At 58.5% G+C, this 21,411-nt stretch carries 27 protein-coding genes; 16 read left to right on the plus strand and 11 right to left on the minus strand.

Annotation, left to right across the window (positions count from 1 at the left end):
* Nucleotide 1: 1 nt before the first annotated feature.
* The gene (locus tag GHN92_RS00485) at nucleotides 2-829 is read left to right on the plus strand and encodes a carbon-nitrogen hydrolase family protein (RefSeq protein WP_095001129.1); all 828 of its coding nucleotides are present in this window, start codon (nucleotides 2-4) and stop codon (nucleotides 827-829) included.
* 155 nt (nucleotides 830-984) lie between these two features.
* Entirely contained in the window at nucleotides 985-2,427 is a 1,443-nt protein-coding gene (tldD, locus tag GHN92_RS00490; RefSeq protein ID WP_016781785.1) for a metalloprotease TldD, read from the plus strand.
* A gap of 47 nt (nucleotides 2,428-2,474) precedes the next feature.
* On the opposite strand, the gene yjgA is transcribed toward tldD, so the two are convergent.
* Nucleotides 2,475-2,996: a ribosome biogenesis factor YjgA gene (yjgA, locus tag GHN92_RS00495; protein WP_016781786.1), complete on the minus strand. Its 522-nt coding sequence runs from the start codon at nucleotides 2,994-2,996 to the stop codon at nucleotides 2,475-2,477.
* A gap of 107 nt (nucleotides 2,997-3,103) precedes the next feature.
* On the opposite strand from yjgA, the gene pmbA reads away from it, so the two are divergent.
* The 6 genes from pmbA to GHN92_RS00525 all read left to right on the plus strand — a co-directional run bounded on the left by pmbA (nucleotide 3,104) and on the right by GHN92_RS00525 (nucleotide 8,365).
* Nucleotides 3,104-4,450, plus strand: coding sequence for a metalloprotease PmbA (pmbA, locus tag GHN92_RS00500; protein WP_095018242.1), 1,347 nt, complete (start codon nucleotides 3,104-3,106; stop codon nucleotides 4,448-4,450).
* Nucleotides 4,451-4,591: 141 nt separating this feature from the next.
* Nucleotides 4,592-4,987, plus strand: coding sequence for a FagA protein (locus GHN92_RS00505; RefSeq protein WP_095001132.1), 396 nt, complete (start codon nucleotides 4,592-4,594; stop codon nucleotides 4,985-4,987).
* Nucleotides 4,980-6,356, plus strand: a complete 1,377-nt coding sequence (locus tag GHN92_RS00510; protein WP_095018241.1) for an aspartate ammonia-lyase — start codon at nucleotides 4,980-4,982, stop codon at nucleotides 6,354-6,356. The genes GHN92_RS00505 and GHN92_RS00510 overlap by 8 nt, the downstream gene beginning before the upstream one ends.
* Nucleotides 6,357-6,383: 27 nt before the next feature.
* Nucleotides 6,384-6,833, plus strand: coding sequence for a hypothetical protein (locus GHN92_RS00515; protein WP_095001134.1), 450 nt, complete (start codon nucleotides 6,384-6,386; stop codon nucleotides 6,831-6,833).
* Nucleotides 6,834-7,445, plus strand: a complete 612-nt coding sequence (locus GHN92_RS00520; protein ID WP_095001135.1) for a superoxide dismutase — start codon at nucleotides 6,834-6,836, stop codon at nucleotides 7,443-7,445.
* 26 nt (nucleotides 7,446-7,471) lie between these two features.
* The gene (locus GHN92_RS00525; protein ID WP_095001136.1) at nucleotides 7,472-8,365 is read left to right on the plus strand and encodes a ZIP family metal transporter; all 894 of its coding nucleotides are present in this window, start codon (nucleotides 7,472-7,474) and stop codon (nucleotides 8,363-8,365) included.
* 133 nt (nucleotides 8,366-8,498) lie between these two features.
* On the opposite strand, the gene GHN92_RS00530 is transcribed toward GHN92_RS00525, so the two are convergent.
* From GHN92_RS00530 to GHN92_RS00575, 10 genes are all read right to left on the minus strand, one after another.
* On the minus strand, nucleotides 8,499-8,771 hold the full coding sequence (locus GHN92_RS00530) for an HPr family phosphocarrier protein (RefSeq protein ID WP_095001137.1): 273 nt from the start codon (nucleotides 8,769-8,771) through the stop codon (nucleotides 8,499-8,501).
* 15 nt (nucleotides 8,772-8,786) lie between these two features.
* Nucleotides 8,787-9,644, minus strand: coding sequence for an RNase adapter RapZ (gene rapZ / locus GHN92_RS00535; protein WP_019825031.1), 858 nt, complete (start codon nucleotides 9,642-9,644; stop codon nucleotides 8,787-8,789).
* Nucleotides 9,645-9,646: 2 nt separating this feature from the next.
* Nucleotides 9,647-10,111 (minus strand): PTS IIA-like nitrogen regulatory protein PtsN, encoded by a 465-nt coding sequence (ptsN, locus tag GHN92_RS00540; protein ID WP_095001138.1) that lies wholly within the window; start codon nucleotides 10,109-10,111, stop codon nucleotides 9,647-9,649.
* A gap of 12 nt (nucleotides 10,112-10,123) precedes the next feature.
* Entirely contained in the window at nucleotides 10,124-10,432 is a 309-nt protein-coding gene (gene hpf, locus GHN92_RS00545) for a ribosome hibernation-promoting factor, HPF/YfiA family (RefSeq protein ID WP_016781796.1), read from the minus strand.
* Nucleotides 10,433-10,507: 75 nt separating this feature from the next.
* Nucleotides 10,508-12,001: an RNA polymerase factor sigma-54 gene (locus tag GHN92_RS00550; protein ID WP_095001139.1), complete on the minus strand. Its 1,494-nt coding sequence runs from the start codon at nucleotides 11,999-12,001 to the stop codon at nucleotides 10,508-10,510.
* A 235-nt stretch (nucleotides 12,002-12,236) separates the two neighbouring features.
* Nucleotides 12,237-12,962 (minus strand): LPS export ABC transporter ATP-binding protein, encoded by a 726-nt coding sequence (gene lptB / locus GHN92_RS00555; RefSeq protein ID WP_095001140.1) that lies wholly within the window; start codon nucleotides 12,960-12,962, stop codon nucleotides 12,237-12,239.
* Entirely contained in the window at nucleotides 12,962-13,507 is a 546-nt protein-coding gene (lptA, locus tag GHN92_RS00560) for a lipopolysaccharide transport periplasmic protein LptA (protein ID WP_095001141.1), read from the minus strand. The genes lptB and lptA overlap by 1 nt, the downstream gene beginning before the upstream one ends.
* The gene (gene lptC, locus GHN92_RS00565) at nucleotides 13,494-14,066 is read right to left on the minus strand and encodes an LPS export ABC transporter periplasmic protein LptC (RefSeq protein WP_095001142.1); all 573 of its coding nucleotides are present in this window, start codon (nucleotides 14,064-14,066) and stop codon (nucleotides 13,494-13,496) included. The genes lptA and lptC overlap by 14 nt, the downstream gene beginning before the upstream one ends.
* 8 nt (nucleotides 14,067-14,074) lie before the next feature.
* Nucleotides 14,075-14,599, minus strand: coding sequence for an HAD family hydrolase (locus GHN92_RS00570; RefSeq protein WP_095001143.1), 525 nt, complete (start codon nucleotides 14,597-14,599; stop codon nucleotides 14,075-14,077).
* A complete protein-coding gene (locus GHN92_RS00575; protein ID WP_095001144.1) occupies nucleotides 14,599-15,573 on the minus strand; it encodes a KpsF/GutQ family sugar-phosphate isomerase in 975 nt (324 codons plus the stop codon). The genes GHN92_RS00570 and GHN92_RS00575 overlap by 1 nt, the downstream gene beginning before the upstream one ends.
* Before the next feature lie 292 nt (nucleotides 15,574-15,865).
* On the opposite strand from GHN92_RS00575, the gene GHN92_RS00580 reads away from it, so the two are divergent.
* From GHN92_RS00580 to hisG, 8 genes are all read left to right on the plus strand, one after another.
* Nucleotides 15,866-16,675, plus strand: coding sequence for an ATP-binding cassette domain-containing protein (locus GHN92_RS00580; protein ID WP_095001145.1), 810 nt, complete (start codon nucleotides 15,866-15,868; stop codon nucleotides 16,673-16,675).
* On the plus strand, nucleotides 16,675-17,472 hold the full coding sequence (mlaE, locus tag GHN92_RS00585; protein ID WP_095001146.1) for a lipid asymmetry maintenance ABC transporter permease subunit MlaE: 798 nt from the start codon (nucleotides 16,675-16,677) through the stop codon (nucleotides 17,470-17,472). The genes GHN92_RS00580 and mlaE overlap by 1 nt, the downstream gene beginning before the upstream one ends.
* A complete protein-coding gene (gene mlaD / locus GHN92_RS00590; protein WP_095018238.1) occupies nucleotides 17,472-17,939 on the plus strand; it encodes an outer membrane lipid asymmetry maintenance protein MlaD in 468 nt (155 codons plus the stop codon). Before mlaE ends, mlaD begins: the two co-directional genes overlap by 1 nt.
* An 11-nt stretch (nucleotides 17,940-17,950) precedes the next feature.
* On the plus strand, nucleotides 17,951-18,610 hold the full coding sequence (locus GHN92_RS00595; protein ID WP_095001148.1) for a phospholipid-binding protein MlaC: 660 nt from the start codon (nucleotides 17,951-17,953) through the stop codon (nucleotides 18,608-18,610).
* Nucleotides 18,607-18,912: a lipid asymmetry maintenance protein MlaB gene (locus GHN92_RS00600; protein ID WP_095001149.1), complete on the plus strand. Its 306-nt coding sequence runs from the start codon at nucleotides 18,607-18,609 to the stop codon at nucleotides 18,910-18,912. The genes GHN92_RS00595 and GHN92_RS00600 overlap by 4 nt, the downstream gene beginning before the upstream one ends.
* Nucleotides 18,913-19,027: 115 nt before the next feature.
* Complete coding sequence (locus GHN92_RS00605; protein WP_003439919.1) at nucleotides 19,028-19,267, plus strand: BolA family protein; 240 nt, start codon at nucleotides 19,028-19,030, stop codon at nucleotides 19,265-19,267.
* Nucleotides 19,268-19,298: 31 nt separating this feature from the next.
* Nucleotides 19,299-20,564, plus strand: coding sequence for a UDP-N-acetylglucosamine 1-carboxyvinyltransferase (gene murA, locus GHN92_RS00610; protein ID WP_095001150.1), 1,266 nt, complete (start codon nucleotides 19,299-19,301; stop codon nucleotides 20,562-20,564).
* 181 nt (nucleotides 20,565-20,745) lie between these two features.
* Nucleotides 20,746-21,381: an ATP phosphoribosyltransferase gene (gene hisG / locus GHN92_RS00615; RefSeq protein ID WP_016781809.1), complete on the plus strand. Its 636-nt coding sequence runs from the start codon at nucleotides 20,746-20,748 to the stop codon at nucleotides 21,379-21,381.
* Nucleotides 21,382-21,411: the final 30 nt, after the last annotated feature.

Raw genomic sequence — 21,411 nt, forward strand, 5'->3', positions numbered from 1 at the left:
CATGACCCTGGCAGTGATTCAAATGGTCAGCCAGAGCGATGTCCTGGCCAATCTGGCCCAGGCCCGTCGCCTGCTGGAGGAGGCTGCCCAAGGCGGTGCGCAACTGGCCGTGTTGCCCGAGAACTTTGCCGCGATGGGCCGTCGCGATACTGCCGCCATCGGCCGCGCCGAGGCCTTGGGCGAGGGCCCGATTCTGCCCTGGTTGAAACAGACCGCCCGCGACCTCAAGTTATGGGTAGTGGCTGGTACTTTGCCTCTGCCGCCAGAGGGGCAGCCTGAAGCCAAGGTCAATGCTTGTTCATTGCTGATCAACGCCGAGGGCGAGCAAGCGGCCCGTTACGACAAATTGCACTTGTTTGATGTGGATGTGTCTGACAACCGTGGCCGCTATCGCGAGTCTGATGACTATGCCCGGGGCAAGCGTGTGGTGGTGGTTGATACCCCGGTGGGCAAGCTGGGCCTGAGCGTATGTTATGACCTGCGCTTCCCGGAGCTGTACAGTGAGCTGCGCACTGCGGGCGCTGAACTGATTACCGCGCCCTCGGCCTTTACCGCTGTCACGGGTGCGGCCCATTGGGAGATACTGATACGCGCCCGCGCCATTGAAACCCAGTGCTATATCCTTGCAGCGGCCCAGGGCGGCGTGCATCCGGGCCCGCGAGAAACCTGGGGGCATGCAGCCATTATCGATCCCTGGGGGCGGGTGCTGGCCGAGCAGGCGCAGGGCGAGGGGGTGTTGCTGGCCCGCCGCGATGCGCTTGAGCAGGCGGATATCAGGGCGCGCATGCCGGTGGTGAGCCATCGGCGGTTCAACGCCCATCTAATTTAAGTGGGAGCGGGCTTGCTCGCGATGCAGGCGACAGGGTGTAACCGTTGCCCCGCATCGATGCCATCGCGAGCAAGCCCGCTCCCACAGAACAGATTTTTCAGGCCCGAGGGTTCAGCACTCAAAGATGCTGAAGCAGGGGCCAAGACGGAGTGATTATGAGCGAGTTGTTGACCTCAGTCAGCGAACACCTGTTGGCACCCGGAGGTGTCACCATCGAAAGCCTGCAAAGCGTATTGGGCGACCTGGCCGGGCCGGGTATCGACGCGGCAGACCTGTATTTCCAGGGCCAGATTTCCGAATCCTGGGCGCTGGAAGACGGCATCGTCAAAGAAGGCAGCTTTAACCTCGACCAGGGTGTAGGTGTTCGCGCCCAGTCTGGCGAGAAGACCGGCTTTGCCTACAGCAATGCCATTACCCTGGACGCATTGGGTCAGGCCGCCCGCGCCGCCCGTTCGATCTCCCGTGCCGGGCAAAACGGCACGGTGCAGGCGTTCACCACTCAGGACGTGGCTCAGCTGTATGGCCCGGACAACCCGCTGGAAGTCATCAGCCGCGCAGAAAAGGTCGAGCTGCTCAAGCGTGTCGATGCCGCCACCCGCGCCCTCGATCCGCGTATCCAGCAAGTCACCGTGAGCATGGCCGGGGTCTGGGAGCGGATTCTGGTGGCCTCCACCGATGGCGGGCTGGCGGCAGATATCCGGCCGCTGGTGCGTTTCAACGTCAGCGTCATCGTTGAGCAGAATGGCCGTCGCGAGCGCGGCGGTCATGGTGGTGGCGGGCGTACCGACTACCGCTATTTCCTCACTGACGATCGTGCCATGGGTTACGCCCGTGAAGCGTTGCGCCAGGCCCTGGTCAACCTCGAAGCGGTACCGGCTCCGGCAGGCACCATGCCGGTGGTTCTGGGCTCGGGTTGGTCCGGCGTACTGTTGCATGAAGCGGTGGGTCACGGTCTGGAAGGGGACTTCAACCGCAAGGGCAGTTCTGCCTACAGCGGACGCATGGGCGAAATGGTTGCTTCCAAACTGTGCACCATCGTCGATGACGGTACCCTGGCGGGCCGCCGTGGCTCGCTGAGCGTGGATGACGAAGGCACCCCGACCGAGTGCACCACCCTGATTGAAAACGGCGTGCTCAAGGGCTATATGCAGGACAAGCTCAATGCCCGTCTGATGGGCGTGGCGCGCACCGGCAACGGCCGTCGCGAATCCTATGCGCACTTGCCGATGCCGCGCATGACCAACACCTACATGCTGGGCGGCGAAAGCGATCCTGCCGAAATCATCGCTTCGGTGAAAAAGGGCATCTACTGCGCCAATCTGGGTGGTGGTCAGGTCGATATCACCAGCGGCAAGTTTGTGTTCTCCACCAGCGAAGCCTATCTGATTGAAGACGGCAAAATCACTCGCCCAGTCAAAGGCGCGACACTGATTGGCAACGGGCCGGAAGCAATGAGCAAGGTGTCGATGGTCGGTAACGATCTGTCGCTGGACAGCGGCGTAGGCACGTGTGGCAAGGATGGGCAGTCGGTGCCGGTAGGTGTCGGCCAGCCAACCCTGAAGATTGACGCGATCACTGTAGGCGGTACGGGCGGTTGAGGGGAGGTCCCGTGAAGGTTGCCAGGCAACCTTCACGGGTACGAGGCTTAACGCAGACCGCGTTGAGTCTCGTCCAACCCACGGATGTACTTGAACAATTTGCGGCTTGAAGCCGGTGCCTTGTTATGAGCCAGCTCGTGTTTGGCCTGACGTATCACCGAACGCATTTGCTGGCGGTCGGCTTCAGGGAACTCGGCAACAAACTTTTCCAGTACAGCGTCATCACCCTCGATCAGGCGATCACGCCAGCGCTCGAGGTTGTGAAAACGTTCGTTGTACTGGCGAGAAGAGGCATCGACTTGATCGATCAAGGCAAGAATTTCGTCAAGCGGTTGATCGCGCATCAGTTTGCCGATGAACATCATATGGCGCTTGCGCGCAATATGAGCCGTGTGTTTTGGAGCATCTGCCAAAGCCTTACGCATAGCGTCAGTCAGGGGCATTTTGTTCAGCAAGTCAGGCTTGAGTGTCGTGAGACGCTCGCCCAGATCAACCAGAGCATGAAGCTCGCGTTTGACCTGCGATTTGCTTTTTTCGCCGTCGAAGGCGTCGTCGTAAGAATCAACCATGGTGGCAGTCCGCAAAGAAACGCCGCCATGATAACCAGTCGGGGGCCGCTTGTCCGGCCCGGTCGCTCGGCGGCCCTGCCGAAAACAGAATTTGAGTGGAGAAAACCATGAGTGCAGTTCAAAGCGTCGGCCCGCAGGCCTTGCCGGCACTGCAGGAACAGGTCGAGCAAATCATCGCCGAAGCCAGGCGCCAGGGTGCCAGCGCCTGTGAAGTCGCCGTGTCGCTGGAGCAGGGGTTGTCGACCTCGGTACGTCAGCGCGAAGTTGAAACCGTAGAGTTCAACCGTGACCAGGGTTTTGGCATCACCCTCTATGTAGGCCAGCGCAAAGGCTCGGCCAGCACCTCGGCCACCGGTCCGGATGCCATCCGCGAAACCGTCGCCGCCGCCCTGGCGATTGCCAAACACACCTCGGAAGACGAAAGCTCGGGTTTGGCCGATGCCAGCCTGATGGCGCGTGAACTGAAAGACTTTGATGTGTTCCACACCTGGGACATCACCCCCGAGCAGGCCATTGAAAAGGCCCTGGCCTGCGAAGCCGCTGCATTTGAGGCCGACAGCCGGATCAAAAATGCCGATGGCACCACCCTCAGCACCCATCAGGGCTGCCGCGTGTACGGCAATAGCCATGGTTTTATCGGCGGCTCGGCTTCGACCCGTCACAGCCTCAGCTGCGTAATGATTGCCGAAGGCGATGGCCAGATGCAGCGTGACTACTGGTATGACGTCAATTGCCAGGGCGAGTTGTTGATGGACGCCGTGAGCATTGGCCAGCGCGCCGCCGAGCGCGCTGCCCGGCGACTGGGCTCGCGCCCGGTACCGACGTGCGAGGTGCCGGTGCTGTTCTCGGCCGAACTGGCTGGCGGCCTGTTCGGCAGCTTCCTGGGGGCAATCTCGGGTGGCAACCTGTACCGTAAATCGTCGTTCCTGCTCGATGCAATGGGGCAGCAGATTTTCCCTGAATGGTTGACCCTGGATGAGCGCCCGCACCTGATGCGCGCCATGGGCAGCTCGTCGTTCGACAATGATGGCCTGGCCACTTACGCCAAACCGTTTATCAAGGACGGCGAGTTGGTTTCGTACATCCTGAGCACTTACTCGGGGCGCAAGCTGGGCATGCCGAGCACTGCCAACGCCGGCGGCGTGCATAACCTCTTTGTGACACACGGTGATGAAGACCAGGCAGCCTTGATTCGCAAAATGGGGCGTGGTCTGTTTGTCACCGAGTTAATGGGCAGCGGCCTGAACATGGTCACCGGTGACTATTCCCGTGGCGCAGCGGGTTTCTGGGTCGAGAATGGCGAAATCCAGTTCCCGGTGCAGGAAGTGACCATCGCCGGCAATATGCGCGACATGTTTAAACAGATCGTGGCCGTGGGCAACGATCTGGAACTGCGCAGCAACATCCGCACCGGTTCGGTGCTGATTGAACGCATGATGGTGGCGGGCAGCTAAGACTGGCCTGTTCCATGCCAAGGCGTATCACTGCAACGGTGATACGCCTTTTTTGTGTTTGTGCATCCTGTCCTTTAGCAGACTTGTTTTGATAATCAATATCGCTTAATAATGAATCTCATTATCGAGTGAGCCTGGGTCATGAGTTCTGCGTTGCGTGAAGGGCCGTATCTAGAAAGCTGGCGCTGGATGAGCCGCCAGATCCGCTGCGGGCTGGCGCCGGACGAGCCGCGCCTGATCGAGCATTACCTGGCTGAAGGCCGCTATCTTGCCGGCTGTACAGCCACTTCCCCGTGGTTGATTGCGGTCACCACCTTCCGCCTGATGCTAGACACAGCCACTGACACCGCGCTGCCTTGGCACTGGCGCAATCTGTGCCTGGACAACGCGTGGCGTCCGCTGCGCGACCTCGAAACCCAAGCCCTGTGCAATTGCCGACTCAAGCGCTGGCAAAGCTTTGCCTGGCAGTTGGCAACCTGCGAGCTCGAACCTTCAATTTCTTTAACAGAACTGGTGCAAGGATTTCCCGATGAGTAACACTCGTATCGAACGTGACAGCATGGGTGAGTTGCGTGTGCCTGAATCCGCGTTGTACGGTGCGCAAACCCAGCGTGCAGTCGACAACTTCCCCATCAGCCATCAACGCATGCCTGCGCAATTCATTCGCGCCCTGATCCTGGCCAAGGGCGCAGCGGCCCTGGCCAACGTTGAACTCAAGCAGATCAGCGCGGCCCAGGGCGAGGCGATTGTCGAGGCCACCCAGATCCTGTTGACCGGTGATTTCATGGAGCACTTCCCGGTGGATATTTTCCAGACCGGTTCGGGCACCAGCTCCAACATGAATGCCAACGAAGTGATTGCAACCCTGGCCACGCGGCTGCTGGGCGAGCCGGTGAACCCCAACGATCACGTCAACTGCGGGCAAAGCAGCAACGACATTATCCCGACCACCATCCATGTCAGCGCTGCACTGGGCCTGCACGAGCAGTTACTGCCGGCGCTGAGCCATCTGGTGCAGGTGATCGAGCGCAAGGCGATCGAGGTTCACGCCTACGTCAAAACCGGGCGCACCCACTTGATGGACGCGATGCCGGTACGCATGAGCCAGGTGCTCAATGGTTGGGCGCAGCAGCTCAAGGCTAACATCGAGCATTTGCACAACCTGCAGCCAGCTCTGCAAGCCCTGGCCCAGGGCGGTACCGCGGTGGGCACCGGGATTAACGCCCACCCGCAGTTTGCTGCGTTATTCAGTCAGCAACTCAGCGAGCTGACCGGGGTGGCCTTCACGCCGGGCAAGGACCTGTTTGCCTTGATTGGTTCGCAAGACACCGCAGTGGCTGTTTCTGGTCAGTTGAAGGCCACGGCAGTGTCACTGATGAAAATCGCCAACGACCTGCGCTGGATGAACTCCGGCCCCCTGGCCGGTCTGGGCGAAATCGAACTTGAGGCGTTACAGCCGGGCTCGTCGATCATGCCGGGCAAGGTCAATCCGGTGATTCCGGAAGCCACGGCGATGGTCGCGGCCCAGGTCATCGGCAACGACGCGGCGATCACCGTGGCAGGTCAGTCCGGCAATTTCGAACTGAACGTCATGCTGCCGGTGATTGCGCACAACCTGTTGAGCAGCATCGAACTCATGGCCAACTCAAGCCGCCTGTTGGCTGACAAGGCCATCGCCAGCTTCAAGGTCAATGAAGCCAAGCTCAAGGAAGCGCTGTCGCGCAACCCGATCCTGGTAACGGCACTGAACCCGATCATCGGTTATCAAAAAGCCGCCGAAATTGCCAAGACCGCTTACCAGCAAGGGCGCCCGGTAATCGATGTGGCACTTGAATACACGGATTTGTCACGCAGCCAGCTTGAGGTCCTTCTCGACCCCGAGAAACTCACCGCCGGCGGCGTTTAATCCATCGACACTGCTTTGGAGGTTCACATGGATCACTGGAAACGCACGATCGAAAGAGCCAACCGCTGTTTCGCCGAAGGCGAACTGGTCGATGCCCGCGAGCATTATCTGCAGGCGCTGGCCCTGGCCCAGGTGCTGTTCGAGCGCTGGAGTGATGCCGACGAAGCAGTGGCCGCCTGCGTCATTTCACACCACAACCTGGCGGATCTGCATTTGCGCCTCAATCAACCGGAGGAGAGCGTGGAGTACCTCTGTGCGATTCATCAGCGATTGTTGCAAACCATGCAGAACGCGCGCCTGCCGACAGCATTGCGTGAAGCGGCGCTGCGTCAGAGCAGCAAGACCTACGTAGAGCTTTTGAATTTTATCAGTGAGTACGGCGAGTACCCGCGCTCCAACCTGTTGCTCAAAAGCAATGTGGCTCAGAGCAGCCATGAGTTCTCGACAGTTAGCGGCCATCACTTAGGAGCACATTGAATGACTTACACCTTGCCTGCATTGCCTTATGCCTATGACGCGCTTGAGCCGCATATTGATGCGCAAACCATGGAAATTCACTACACCAAGCATCACCAGACCTACATCAACAACCTCAATGCGGCCGTAGAGGGCACCGAATGGGCCAAGTGGCCGGTGGAAAAACTGGTGGCCAGTGTTCATCAGTTGCCCGAAAAGCTGCGCGCTGCAGTGATCAACCAGGGTGGCGGGCATGCCAACCACTCGTTGTTCTGGGAAGTCATGAGCCCTAAAGGCGGGGGTAAGCCCGAAGGTGCGCTGGCCAAGGCGATTGACGAGCAGTTGGGTGGTCTGGAGGCGTTCAAGGAAAACTTTACCAAAGCCGCGCTGACGCGTTTTGGCAGTGGCTGGGCATGGTTGAGCGTGACCCCGCAAAAAACGCTGGTAATCGAAAGCAGCGGCAACCAGGACAGCCCGCTGATGAACGGCAATACGCCAATCCTGGGGCTTGATGTGTGGGAGCACGCGTATTACCTGCGCTATCAAAACCGCCGCCCGGAGTATATCAACGCGTTTTACAACGTGATCAACTGGCCGGAAGTGGCGCGACGCTATCAAGCGGCGATTGGCTAAGCGCAACGAAAGGATTCAGGCGGATTATGGGCACGCAAATTTTAGCGGTCGGTGGCGTTCGAATGTTTCGCTATGCCTTCGGTACGCTTTTGCTGTTGGCGGGTACGGCCCTGTTGGTTGCCAAGGGGCTGGTCTGGCTGGATCTGGAGCCCCGGCTGCTGCGGGCGCTGCAGGGCGGTGCGTTGTGTGCACTGGGCACGGCGTTAGGCGCCGTGCCTGTCCTGGTTATTCGAAAAATGCCGGTGGCGGTCAGTGACACTCTGCTGGGCTTTGGGGCCGGTGTGATGCTGGCGGCCACGGCCTTTTCGCTGATTGTGCCGGGCATTGCGGCAGCGCAAAGCCTGGGGTTGTCACCCTGGCCCGCCAGCGGGCTTATAAGTGCAGGGATCCTGCTGGGCGCATTCTGCCTGTTTCTGGTGGATCGCAAGGTCTCGGGCGCCGGGCCGGAGGTATTTGTCAGTCGCCCCGGCGAGCCGGTCATCGCGCCGCGCATCTGGTTGTTTGTGATTGCCATTGTGGCGCACAACATTCCTGAAGGCATGGCGGTCGGGGTGTCGGCGGGTGGCGGCATGCCGGATGCCGATAGCCTGGCGATGGGCATTGCGTTGCAGGATGTGCCGGAAGGCCTGGTGATTGCCCTTGTATTGGCAGGGGCGGGCATGTCGCGGGTCAAGGCGTTCCTGATTGGTGCGGCATCAGGTTTGGTTGAGCCGGTCTTTGCGGTGCTCTGTGCCTGGCTGGTCAACTTGGCCGAGGTGCTGTTGCCGTTGGGTCTGGCATTAGCGGCCGGGGCGATGCTGCTGGTGGTCACCCAGGAAGTCATCCCCGAGTCGCGGCGCAATGGCCACGAAAAGCTGGCGAGCCTGGGGCTGTGTGTCGGCTTTTGTTTGATGATGGTGATGGATACGGCGCTTGGTTGAATCGATCTCTGCAGATACTCTTTAGTCGATCAATTCCTGCCGTGGGAGCGAGCCTGCTCGCGAACAACCTTCGCGAGCAGGCTCGCTCCCACGGTGGCAGTTTTCCTGCCGCTGCGTCGAAAAAGCTTCAGGCTTATTCGCCTTCATCAAAGTAGTTGTTGATCAGGGCAACCAGTGCGTCCAGCGCTTCCTGATCCTTCTCACCTTCGGTCTTGATGTGGATGGTTGTGCCCTTGCCGGCGGCCAGCATCATCATGGCCATGATGCTTTTGCCGTCGACCATCGACTCAGGGGTGCGACCCGCCTGGATCTGACATGGAAACTGCCCTGCGATGCCGACAAACTTTGCCGATGCACGGGCGTGCAAGCCCAGTTTGTTGATGATTTCAATTTCCACTGCAGGCATCGCGGGGTAGATCCTTCAAGTAAGGTCGCGGTGGCGAACCTGGACGTTCTTCAGAGTTTCTTGCAGGCATTTGCCCAGGCGTTCGGTCAGGTACACGGAGCGGTGATGCCCGCCCGTGCAGCCGATTCCGATTGTCACATAGGCGCGGTTGCTGGCTGCAAAGCGCGGTAGCCATTTAAGCAGGTAGCTGGAGATGTCCTGGAACATCTCTTCGACATCAGGTTGCGCCGCCAGATAATCGGCTACCGGCTGGTCCAGCCCTGACTGCTCGCGCAGCTCGGGTTTCCAGTACGGGTTGGGCAGGCAGCGCACGTCAAACACCAGGTCGGCATCCACCGGCATACCGCGCTTGAAACCGAACGACTCCACCAAAAAGGCGGTGCCTGGCTCTGGCTTGTTCAGCAGACGCAGCTTGATGGTGTCACGTAACTGATACAGATTCAGATTGGTGGTGTTGATGGTCAGGTCAGCGAGGTCGGCAATGGGGCCCAAAAGCTGGGTTTCATCGCGAATGGCTTCGGCAAGGGAGCGGCTCGCGCTGCTGAGCGGGTGGCGCCTGCGGGTTTCCGAGAAGCGCTTGAGCAAGGTTTCTTCGTCGGCATCCAGGTACAGCACGTCGCACTGGATATGCCGGTTACGCACCTCTTCAAGCAACTGCGGAAAACGTGACAAATGACTCGGCAGGTTGCGCGCATCGATCGAAACGGCCACCAGTGGCTGGGCCAGTTCAGTGTGAATCAACGCGCGTTCGGCCAGTTCCGGCAGCAAGCCGGCTGGCAGGTTGTCGATGCAATAGAAACCGTTGTCTTCAAGGACGGCGAGGGCAGTGCTTTTACCGGAGCCGGAGCGTCCGCTGACTATGACTAAGCGCATGATTAATGACCGTTCTGTACGTCCAGAACAACCTGATACAACGCTTCGTTGCTAGGTGCGTTGCGCAGTCTTTCGCGCACGTCTTTGCGATCGAGCATGCTGGCAATCTGCCGGAGCAGTTCCAGGTGTGCATCGGTTGCCGCTTCTGGCACCAGCAAAACGAAAAGCAGGTCGACCGGCGCGCCATCGATGGCGTCGAAATCTATGGGGGCGTCGAGGTGCAGCAAGGCGCTTACAGGCGACTCGCAGCCCTTGAGGCGGCAATGGGGTATGGCGATGCCGTTGCCAAAACCGGTGGAACCCAGTTTTTCACGGGCAATAAGGCTCTCGAAAACATCCTGCATTTCGAGACCAGGCACTTCGCGGCTGATCAGGTTGGCAATATGTTCGAGTGCACGCTTTTTACTGCCGCCCGGCGCGTTCACCAGGGAACGGCCGGGGGTCAGGATACTTTCAAGTCGGATCATGGGTAGGGAGTATTAACGACCGGTCGCGCCCTGGAGCAGGCTTTGGGTCTTTTCCTTATGCTTTTTCAGTTGGCGATCAAGCTTGTCAGTGAGCAGATCGATGGCGGCATACATATCGTCATGCTCGGCGTTGGCAACGACTTCTCCTCCATGGATGTGCAAGGTGGCCTCGATTTTCTGTTTCAGTTTTTCGACCGCCATCGTTACCTGTACGTTGGTAATCTTGTCGAAGTGACGCTCCAGTCGGTCGAGTTTTTCGCCGATGTATGCGCGTAGCGGTTCGGTGACTTCCAGTTGGTGTCCACTGATGTTGACTTGCATACAGTTTCTCCTTTGATGCCATTGCATAAAGCGGCAGGCCGAGCAGCCTGCCACTGAAACGCCGGGGTCCGTGGCTTACATCAAACGCTTGCGTTCGCTCGAAGGCGCTATCCCGAGGGATTCGCGGTACTTGGCGACGGTGCGACGGGCTACCTGAATACCTTGTGCCTCCAGTAAACCAGCGATCTTGCTGTCACTCAACGGCTTTTTCTGATTTTCCGCTGCAACCAGTTTTTTGATGATGGCACGGATCGCGGTGGAGGAGCATTCGCCGCCTTCAGAGGTGCTGACGTGGCTGGAGAAAAAGTATTTAAGTTCATAAATGCCCCGTGGGGTATGCATGAATTTTTGTGTGGTAACCCGGGAAATGGTGGATTCGTGCATGCCCACCGCTTCGGCGATATCGTGCAGTACCAGGGGTTTCATGGCTTCATCGCCATGCTCGAGAAAGCCGCGTTGGTGCTCGACGATCTGGGTCGCCACTTTCATCAGGGTTTCGTTGCGGCTTTGCAGGCTTTTGATAAACCAGCGTGCTTCCTGCAGCTGGTTGCGCATAAAGGTGTTGTCGGCGCTGGTATCGGCTCGGCGTACGAAACCGGCGTATTGCGCGTTCACGCGCAGGCGCGGTACGGACTCCTGGTTAAGCTCGACCAGCCAGCGCTCGTTGTCCTTGCGCACGATCACGTCAGGTACGACGTATTCGGCTTCGCTGGATTCGATTTGCGAACCCGGGCGCGGGTTGAGGCTTTGTACCAGTTCAATGACCTGGCGCAGTTCGTCCTCTTTGAGCTTCATGCGGCGCATCAGCTGGCTGTAGTCGCGTGCGCCCAGCAGGTCGATGTAGTCGGTGACCAGGCGCTTGGCCTCGCTCAGCCAGGGGGTCTTGGCAGGCAGTTGGCGCAATTGCAGGAGCAGGCATTCACCCAGGTTGCGCGCGCCAATGCCAGCCGGTTCGAATTGCTGGATGCGGTGCAGGACGGCTTCGATTTCATCGAGTTCAATGTCCAGTTCCGGATCAAAGGCTTCGAGGATTTCTTCGAGGGTTTCGTCCAGGTAGCCCTGGTTGTTGATGCAGTCGATCAGGGTTACGCCGATCAGACGGTCGGTGTCGGACATCGGAGCCAGGTTCAATTGCCACAGCAGGTGGCTTTGCAGGCTTTCACCGGTCGAGGTGCGGGTGGTGAAGTCCCACTCGTCATCGTCGTTGCTTGGCAGGCTGCTGGCGCTGGTCTGGTAGATGTCTTCCCAGGCAGTGTCCACGGGCAGTTCGTTGGGAATGCGCTCACCCCAGTCACCGTCTTCCAGATTGTCTACGGTCTGGGCAGTTTCCTGGTAGGTGGGCTCTTGAACGTCGGGATTGGGCTTTTGCTCAATGTTGTCGGCAAGGGGGTCTGCATTGTCGAAGTCGTCGCCTTCTTCCTGGCGCTCGAGCATGGGGTTGGACTCCAGGGCTTCCTGGATTTCCTGTTGCAGATCGAGGGTCGACAATTGGAGCAGGCGGATGGCCTGTTGCAGCTGAGGTGTCATTGTCAGCTGCTGGCCCATTCTCAGGACTAGCGATGGTTTCATGGCAGGGGCTTAACACCTTATTCGCCGGCGCACATGGCGCCATCCACTACAGGGCGCGTGAGCGCCAAACATAAGCAAATTATATGCCTGAAACCGGTGCGTTTGCCTAGGGGGCGGTCTAAATTAGTTTGCGGGTGGTGAACTGATCGAGAGCACCCCGTTGAATATTCGGGCAATAAAATGCTGGCGCATTTTTACTGCCCGGATGCCCTGGCTGCCCATGATGTGTCCGGGCTTACAGGCGGAACTCGTGACCCAGGTAAACTTCCCGCACCAACTTGTTGGCCAGAATCGTTTCAGCATCGCCTTCAGCGATCAATTGCCCGTCATTGACGATATAGGCCGTTTCGCAGATATCGAGGGTTTCACGGACATTGTGGTCGGTGATCAGCACGCCAATGCCCTTGGCTTTGAGGTGGTAGATGATTTGTTTGATGTCGCCCACCGAGATCGGATCGACACCGGCAAAGGGTTCGTCGAGCAGGATGAACTTGGGTGCCGTGGCCAGTGCGCGGGCAATTTCTACCCGACGGCGCTCACCGCCCGACAGGCTCATGCCCAGGTTGTCGCGAATATGGTTGATATGGAATTCCTGCAGCAGGCTTTCCAGCTCCTTGCGACGACCGGTCTTGTCGAGCTCCTTGCGGGTTTCGAGGATTGCCATGATGTTGTCGGCCACCGACAGCTTGCGAAAGATCGAGGCTTCCTGTGGCAAGTAACCGATACCGGCGCGTGCGCGACCATGCATGGGCTCGTGGCTGACGTCCAGGTCATCGATCAGTACGCGACCCTGATCGGCGTGCACCAGGCCGACAATCATGTAGAAACAGGTGGTTTTGCCCGCGCCGTTGGGGCCGAGCAGGCCCACGATTTGCCCGCTGTCGATCGACAGGCTGACATCACGTACTACCTGACGGCTCTTGTAGCTTTTGGCCAGATGCTGGGCTTTCAGAGTTGCCATTACTGGGCCTTCTGCTGGTCGGTTTTCTTCTTGGGCTGGATCACCATGTCGATGCGCGGGCGAGGTGCGGTGACATTGGCGCCATTGGCGCGACCGGCACTGGCAATTTGTTTTACCGTGTCGTAGACGATTTTCTCGCCCTCGGTGGTATTGCCGTCGTTGATCACTTTGGCCTTGTCAATCAGTACGATGCGGTTTTGTGGTGCATGGTATTGAATGGTGACGGCATAAGCCTGTACCGGTTTGGGGTCAGTGGCTTTTTGCAGTTGCTCGAAGTAGGCCAGGTTGCCGACGGATGTCACCACGTCGATTTCGCCCGCAGCATTACGGGTGATGGTGACGGTGTTGCCGGTGATTTTCATCGAGCCCTGGGTGATGATGACATCGCCCTTGTAGGTGGCAATACCTTGCTTGTCATCCAGTTGTGCCTCGTTGGCCTGGATGCGAATAGGTTGTTCGGTGTCGTTCGGCAGAGCCCAGGCGCTCACGCTTCCCAGTGCTGCGCTCAGGCTGAGCAATAAAGGGAGGGTTTTAACGAGACTCATACTGTCCTCTTACGTTGGACAGCAGGTCCATCCTGCCGTCTTTCAAATATGCTTTCATGCCCTTGCCAGTGGTTACGCCGCCAGCGCCGTCGATTCTAACGTCTCGCTCGGTCTGCGCATATTCCTTCTGGGGGAATACAGTCATACGGGTACTGGTAATAATGGTGGTGCGGTTTTTTTCGTCAGTGCGCGCGATGCGCACCGAATCGATAAGCTCGACCTCGGTGCCATCCGGGTTGACTTCACCGCGCTCGCTCTGCACGTTCCACGGGTAGGCCGTGCCGCGGTAGAGCTGCATTTTCGGTTGGGTCATCTGAGTGACCTCGGAAGCCTTCAAATGTTCAAGCTTCTCGGACGTCATGTCGTACTGCAGCTTGCCGTCAGGTAAAAACTGACGGCTGTGTGCATTGGTGGCGTAGTAGTCGATAGCGTTTTCATCCACCGCCAGGGTAGGGGCATTGAGAAAACGTTCCGGCCTGATATTCCAGTAGCCAGCAGCTGCAAACAGCGAGGCAATCACTGTAAACAGCACTATTTGGCGAATCTTTTTGCTCAGCATAGAAAGCTCTATAGGTAGGCGGCGTGGGCTGCGTCCAGGCTGCCCTGGGCACGCAGAATCAGCTCGCAGAATTCACGGGCGGCACCTTCGCCACCCCGCGCCCGGGTTACCCCGTGGGCGTGCTCGCGGACAAAGTCCGCAGCGTTGGCCACGGCCATGCCCAGACCTACCCGGCGGATAACCGGCAGGTCGGGCAAGTCATCTCCCAGGTAGGCAACCTGTTCATAGCTTAGGTTGAGTTGGCCAAGAAGCTCGTCCAGTACGACCAATTTGTCTTCGCGGCCCTGGTACAGGTACGGAATGCCCAGGTTTTGCGCGCGACGCTCGACCACCGGGGTTTTGCGGCCGCTGATAATTGCCGTTTGCACACCGGCGGCCATAAGCATCTTGATGCCCTGGCCGTCGAGGGTATTGAAGGTCTTGAATTCGCTGCCATCTTCGAGGAAATACAGGCGGCCGTCGGTCAATACGCCGTCAACGTCAAAAATGGCCAGCTTGATGCCCTTGCCGCGCTTGAGAAGTTCCTGGGTCATTACATTACTCCTGCGCGTAGCAGATCGTGCATGTTCAAGGCGCCAACCGGACGATCTTGCTTGTCGACCACCACCAGCGCGCTGATTTTGTGGTCTTCCATGATTTTAAGGGCTTCGGCTGCCAGCATGTCGGCGCGGGCGGTCTTGCCGTGCGGGGTCATGACCGCGTCGATGGTGGCGTTGCGGATGTCGATTTCGCGGTCCAGGGTGCGGCGCAAGTCGCCGTCAGTAAAGATTCCGGCCAGTCGACCGTCCTCTTCTATGACGACGGTCATGCCCAGGCCCTTGTGGGTCATTTCCATCAACGCCTCCTTGAGCAATGTACCGCGCACGACTTGCGGCAGTTCATCGCCAGAGTGCATGACGTTTTCCACTTTCAGCAATAGGCGTCGGCCCAGTGCTCCGCCGGGGTGGGAAAAGGCGAAATCTTCTGCAGTAAAACCGCGAGCTTCAAGCAGGGCAATAGCCAGTGCATCGCCCAGCACCAAGGTTGCCGTGGTGGACGAGGTCGGTGCCAGATTCAACGGGCAGGCTTCCTGGGCCACGCGGGCATCCAGGCTGACATCGGCGGCCTTGGCCAGCGGCGATTCGGGGTTGCCGGTCATGCTGATCAGCTTGATGCCCAGGCGCTTGATCAGTGGCAGCAGGGTGACGATTTCGGCGGTCGAGCCGGAGTTGGACAGTGCGAGGATAATGTCATCGCGGGTAATCATGCCCATGTCGCCGTGGCTGGCTTCTGCCGGGTGGACAAAAAAAGCCGTGGTGCCGGTGCTGGCCAGGGTTGCGGCAATTTTATTGCCGATGTGTCCTGACTTGCCCATGCCGACCACGACCACCCGGCCTTTACTGGCCAAAATCATCTCGCAAGCGCGTACGAAATCTGCGTCGATATGTGTCAGCAAGCCCTCTACGGCTTCCAGTTCGAGGCGGATGGTGCGTTGGGCAGATTGGATCAGGTCGCTGGATTGGCTCATGGTTGAAGTCGGGTAGCCTGAGAAAAGGCAACGATTATAGCGGTTATGTGGCGTTCCCTCACGCTTGATCGCTGTGCTTTATTGCATGTGCTTACAAAGTGCGTGTGTGTTTGCAGAAAAAACATCTTTATTTCACTGTACTGAGGCTTAACCGGCACTCCTTCGGTCTTGGGCTGTCACTATGAGCAGTGGTATAGTTCGCCGCCAGTTCGGCCCGCCAGGGAACGCGTGCTTCTTCACAAGAAGTTTGGTGTCCGGGTGAGAGGCAGAGGCTGCATCGCAAGGAGTTTAGATGAGCGCCGATAACGCCTACGCGGTCGAGCTGAAGGGAGTGTCCTTCAAGCGCGGTACGCGCAGCATCTTCAATAATGTCGATATTCGCATCCCGCGTGGCAAGGTCACGGGGATCATGGGGCCGTCTGGCTGCGGCAAGACCACACTGTTGCGCCTGATGGGCATGCAACTGCGTCCCAACAGCGGCGAAGTGTGGGTCAACAATCAAAACCTGCCGGCCCTGTCGCGCAGTGATTTGTTTGATGCCCGCAAGCATATGGGCGTGTTGTTTCAGAGCGGTGCGCTGTTTACCGATCTGGACGTGTTCGAGAACGTTGCTTTCCCGTTGCGGGTGCATACCGAGCTGCCGGAAGAAATGATCCGTGACATCGTGCTGCTTAAATTGCAGGCGGTGGGCTTGCGCGGAGCTATCGACCTGATGCCCGACGAGTTGTCCGGCGGCATGAAACGCCGGGTGGCGCTGGCGCGGGCGATTGCCCTGGATCCGCAGATCCTGATGTATGACGAACCCTTCGTGGGGCAGGATCCCATTGCAATGGGCGTGCTGGTACGCCTGATTCGTTTGCTCAATGATGCGCTGGGCATTACCAGTATCGTGGTTTCTCACGATCTGGCTGAAACTGCGAGCATTGCCGACTATCTATATGTAGTCGGCGATGGCCAGGTGCTGGGGCAGGGCACGCCCGAAGAATTGATGAACGCCGATAACCCGCGCATTCGCCAGTTCATGACCGGCGACCCGGATGGCCCGGTTCCGTTCCACTTTCCGGCGTCGGACTACCGAACCGATCTACTGGGGAAGCGCTGATGCGCAAGATGTCATTAATGAGCCGTATCGGTCTGTTCGGCCGGGCCGGGATCGACACCGTTGCGGTACTGGGGCGTTCGGCAGTGTTCCTGTTTCATGCACTGCTGGGGCGTGGCGGTATCGGGGGCGGGTTTGGTTTGCTGGTCAGGCAGCTGCATTCGGTTGGCGTCATGTCGCTGGTCATTATCGTGGTGTCCGGCATATTTATCGGCATGGTACTGGCACTGCAAGGCTTCAGTATCCTGTCCAGCTATGGTTCGGAGCAGGCAGTGGGGCAGATGGTGGCCCTGACCCTGTTGCGCGAACTGGGTCCCGTGGTTACCGCCTTGCTGTTCGCCGGGCGCGCAGGGTCGGCGCTGACGGCTGAAATCGGCAACATGAAATCGACCGAGCAGCTGTCCAGCCTGGAAATGATCGGTGTTGATCCGCTCAAGTACATCATTGCGCCGCGGTTGTGGGCCGGGTTTATCTCCCTGCCTGTGCTGGCGATGATTTTCAGCGTGGTCGGGATCTGGGGTGGTTCGTGGGTTGCCGTGGACTGGCTCGGTGTCTACGACGGCTCCTACTGGGCCAACATGCAAAACAGCGTAACCTTCAGTGGTGACGTAATTAACGGGATCATCAAAAGCATCGTGTTTGCCTTTGTGGTGACCTGGATTGCCGTGTTTCAAGGTTATGACTGTGAGCCCACCTCAGAGGGGATCAGCCGTGCCACTACCAAGACCGTGGTGTATGCCTCACTGGCAGTCCTCGGGCTGGACTTTATATTGACCGCCTTGATGTTTGGAGATTTCTGATGCAAAACCGCACCATGGAAATCGGTGTCGGCCTGTTCCTGCTGGCTGGCATCCTGGCTTTGCTGTTGCTTGCCTTGCGGGTCAGCGGGCTGTCCCCGACGGCGAGCACTGACACCTACAAGCTCTATGCCAATTTCGACAATATTGCCGGGCTGACCGTGCGCGCCAAAGTCACCATGGCTGGCGTGACCATCGGCAAGGTGACAGCAATCGACCTGGACCGTGACAACTACATGGCCCGCGTCACATTGCAGCTCGAAAAAGCGGTGGATAACCTGCCTGTGGATTCGACAGCGTCTATCCTCACAGCAGGCCTGCTGGGCGAGAAATACATCGGCATCAGCGTGGGTGGCGAAGACGCGACCCTCAAGGACGGCGGCACCATTCACGACACGCAGTCGTCGCTGGTTCTTGAAGACCTGATCGGTAAATTCCTGCTCAATACCGTTAGCAAAGACGCCAAATAAGGAGCTTCCAGATGATTTCTCTCTTGCGCCGTGGCCTGCTGGTAATACTGGCCGCAGCCCTTCCTCTGGTGGCGAACGCCGCGCCGGGGCAGTCGGCCCATGACATCGTTTCAGATACCACGACAAGGTTGCTGGCCGACCTGGCTGCCAACAAGGAGCAATACAAACAAAGCCCAAGCAAGTTCTATGATGCCCTGAACGAAATCGTCGGCCCTGCAGTAGATGTTGATGGCATCTCCAAAAGCATCATGACGGTCAAGTACTCGCGCAATGCAACGCCTGCCCAGATGCAGCGCTTTCAAGAGAACTTCAAGCGCAGCCTGATGCAGTTCTACGGCAATGCCTTGCTTGAGTTCAAGAATCAGGGCATCACCGTTGGCCCGGCCAAGGACGAAAGCGGCGATCGCACCAGTGTCGACATGACCGTCAAGGGTGACAACGGCGCCATTTATCCATTGTCCTATACCCTTAACAAGGTCAACGGCGAGTGGAAAGTGCGTAACGTGATCATCAATGGCATCAATATCGGCAAGCTGTTCCGCGATCAGTTCGCCGATGCCATGCAGCGCAACGGCAACAACCTGGATAAAACCATCGACAACTGGGCGGGTGAAGTGGCCAAGGCCAAGCAGACCACTGATGCGGCATCGCCCAAGGCAGCCGGGCAATGAGTGAAGCGGCCATAACCCTGGCCGGCGAGAGCGAGCTTCGCCTTAGTGGCGTGCTCGATTATCAGACTGGCCCCCGTTTGCGCACAGAAGGTCAGGCCCTGATCAAAAAAGCCCTGGCCAAAGAGCTGGTGGTTGACTGCTCGGGCGTTACCAAATCGAGCAGCGTCGGTTTGTCGCTGCTGCTGTGTTATATCCGTGATGCCCAGGCCCTGAACAAGCCATTGAGCATTCGTGCCATGCCCGAAGACATGCGCGAAATCGCCCAGGTTTCGGGTGTGACCGAGCTGCTGGCACATCATTAATCGCCACATATAAATAAGCCCCCCTGTCAGAGTCCTGTTATGCGGGGTTCGCAGGCGCGGGGCTTTTTTGTATGATGGCCGACCCGTGCGCGTTAGGCGCCGATTGAGGTTGAGCATGCAGGCCGTAGAAGTGAAGAGCTTTCTTGAAGGAAAGCTGCCAGGAACCCAGGTAGAAGTTGAGGGCGAAGGCTGCAACTTTCAGTTGAACGTGATCAGTGACGAACTGGTGGCCCTGAGCCCGGTCAAACGTCAACAAAGCATCTATGCCCATTTGAACCCGTGGATCGCTGATGGCAGCATCCATGCGGTCACTATGAAATTCTTCAGCAGCGCGGCCTGGGCCGAGCGCACCTGAGCCCCCTGAGCCCATTGGCGTCGAGATTGTTATGGATAAATTGATTATTACCGGCGGTGCCCGCCTTGATGGCGAGATCCGCATTTCCGGGGCGAAGAACTCTGCCCTGCCGATCCTGGCAGCGACCCTGCTGTGCAATGGCCCGGTCACTGTAGCCAACCTGCCGCATTTGCATGACATCACCACCATGATCGAGCTGTTCGGTCGCATGGGCATTGAGCCGGTGATCGATGAAAAGCTCAGTGTCGAAATCAACCCGAACACCATCAAAACCCTGGTCGCGCCGTATGAGCTGGTGAAAACCATGCGCGCATCGATCCTGGTACTGGGGCCGATGGTTGCACGTTTCGGTTACGCTGAAGTTGCCTTGCCGGGCGGCTGCGCCATTGGCTCGCGTCCGGTTGACCTGCACATCCGCGGCCTTGAAGCCATGGGCGCAGTGATCGACGTTGAAGGTGGCTACATCAAGGCCAAGGCGCCTGAAGGCGGCTTGCGCGGTGCCAGCTTCTTCTTTGATACCGTCAGCGTGACCGGTACCGAGAACATCATGATGGCCGCAGCACTGGCCAACGGCCGCAGCGTATTGCAGAACTCTGCACGCGAGCCTGAAGTCGTCGACCTGGCCAACTTCCTGAACGCCATGGGCGCCAAGGTAAGCGGTGCTGGTACTGACACCATCACCATTGATGGCGTCAAAGAGCTGCATTCGGCGACTTACCGCGTCATGCCGGACCGTATTGAAACCGGTACTTACCTGGTAGCCGCTGCCGTCACCGGTGGCCGCGTGAAGGTCAAGGACACTGATCCGACCATCCTTGAAGCCGTCCTTGAGAAGCTCAAGGAAGCAGGCGCCGAGGTCACCACCGGTGAAGACTGGATCGAGCTGAACATGCACGGCAAACGCCCTAAAGCGGTGAACGTGCGTACTGCTCCGTACCCGGCGTTTCCGACCGACATGCAGGCGCAGTTCATCTCGCTCAACGCCATTGCCGAAGGCACGGGTGCAGTGATCGAGACGATCTTCGAAAACCGCTTCATGCACGTGTATGAACTGCACCGCATGGGCGCCAAGATCCAGGTTGAAGGCAACACTGCCATCGTGACCGGCACTGAAACCCTCAAGGGCGCGCCAGTAATGGCCACCGACCTGCGTGCTTCTGCCAGCCTGGTGATTTCGGCGCTGGTGGCGGAAGGCGATACCCTGATCGATCGCATCTACCACATAGACCGTGGTTACGAGTGCATCGAAGAAAAACTGCAAATGCTGGGCGCCAAAATCCGCCGCGTTCCGGGCTAGTTTTTGCTGTTTGGCATCATGGGCACAGGGATAGTGTCCAGCTGCCAGGTGACGTAACGGCCTGCAAGCGTTACCTTACCTGGCCTCGAATCGTTCAAGTCGAGCCTGATATCAGGCTCGATGCTTGTCCGGCGCCGATTGCGCACGGGCAAAAGTACCCTGATAAGGACTTACGTTTCCCATGTTGACCATTGCACTGTCCAAGGGCCGTATCCTTGACGACACCCTGCCGCTTCTGGCCGAAGCAGGCATTGTGCCGACCGAGAATCCGGACAAAAGCCGCAAGCTGATCATCCCGACCTCACAGCCTGACGTCCGCCTGCTGATCGTCCGTGCCACCGACGTGCCGACTTACGTTGAGCATGGTGCCGCCGACCTCGGTGTGGCCGGTAAAGACGTGCTGATGGAGTACGGTGGCCAGGGCCTGTACGAGCCGCTGGACCTGCAGATTGCCCAGTGCAAGCTGATGACCGCCGGTGCCATTGGTGTCGCTGAACCCAAGGGCCGCCTGCGCGTTGCGACCAAGTTCGTCAACGTCGCCAAGCGTTACTACGCCGAACAGGGCCGTCAGGTCGACATCATCAAGCTGTATGGCTCGATGGAGCTGGCCCCCCTGATTGGTCTGGCCGACAAGATCATTGACGTGGTCGATACCGGCAACACCTTGCGTGCCAATGGCCTGGAACCCCAGGAATTCATTGCCGCCATCAGCTCCCGCCTGGTGGTTAACAAGGCTTCGATGAAAATGCAGCACGCCCGTATTCAAGCCCTGATCGATACCCTGCGCAAAGCAGTGGAATCTCGACACCGCGGCTGACTCACCTGCGCGGCTTCAGGTCGCGCCCAT

Origin of the sequence: Pseudomonas sp. FSL R10-2964, from assembly GCF_009600035.1 — a bacterium.
GTDB lineage: Bacteria > Pseudomonadota > Gammaproteobacteria > Pseudomonadales > Pseudomonadaceae > Aquipseudomonas > Aquipseudomonas bubulae.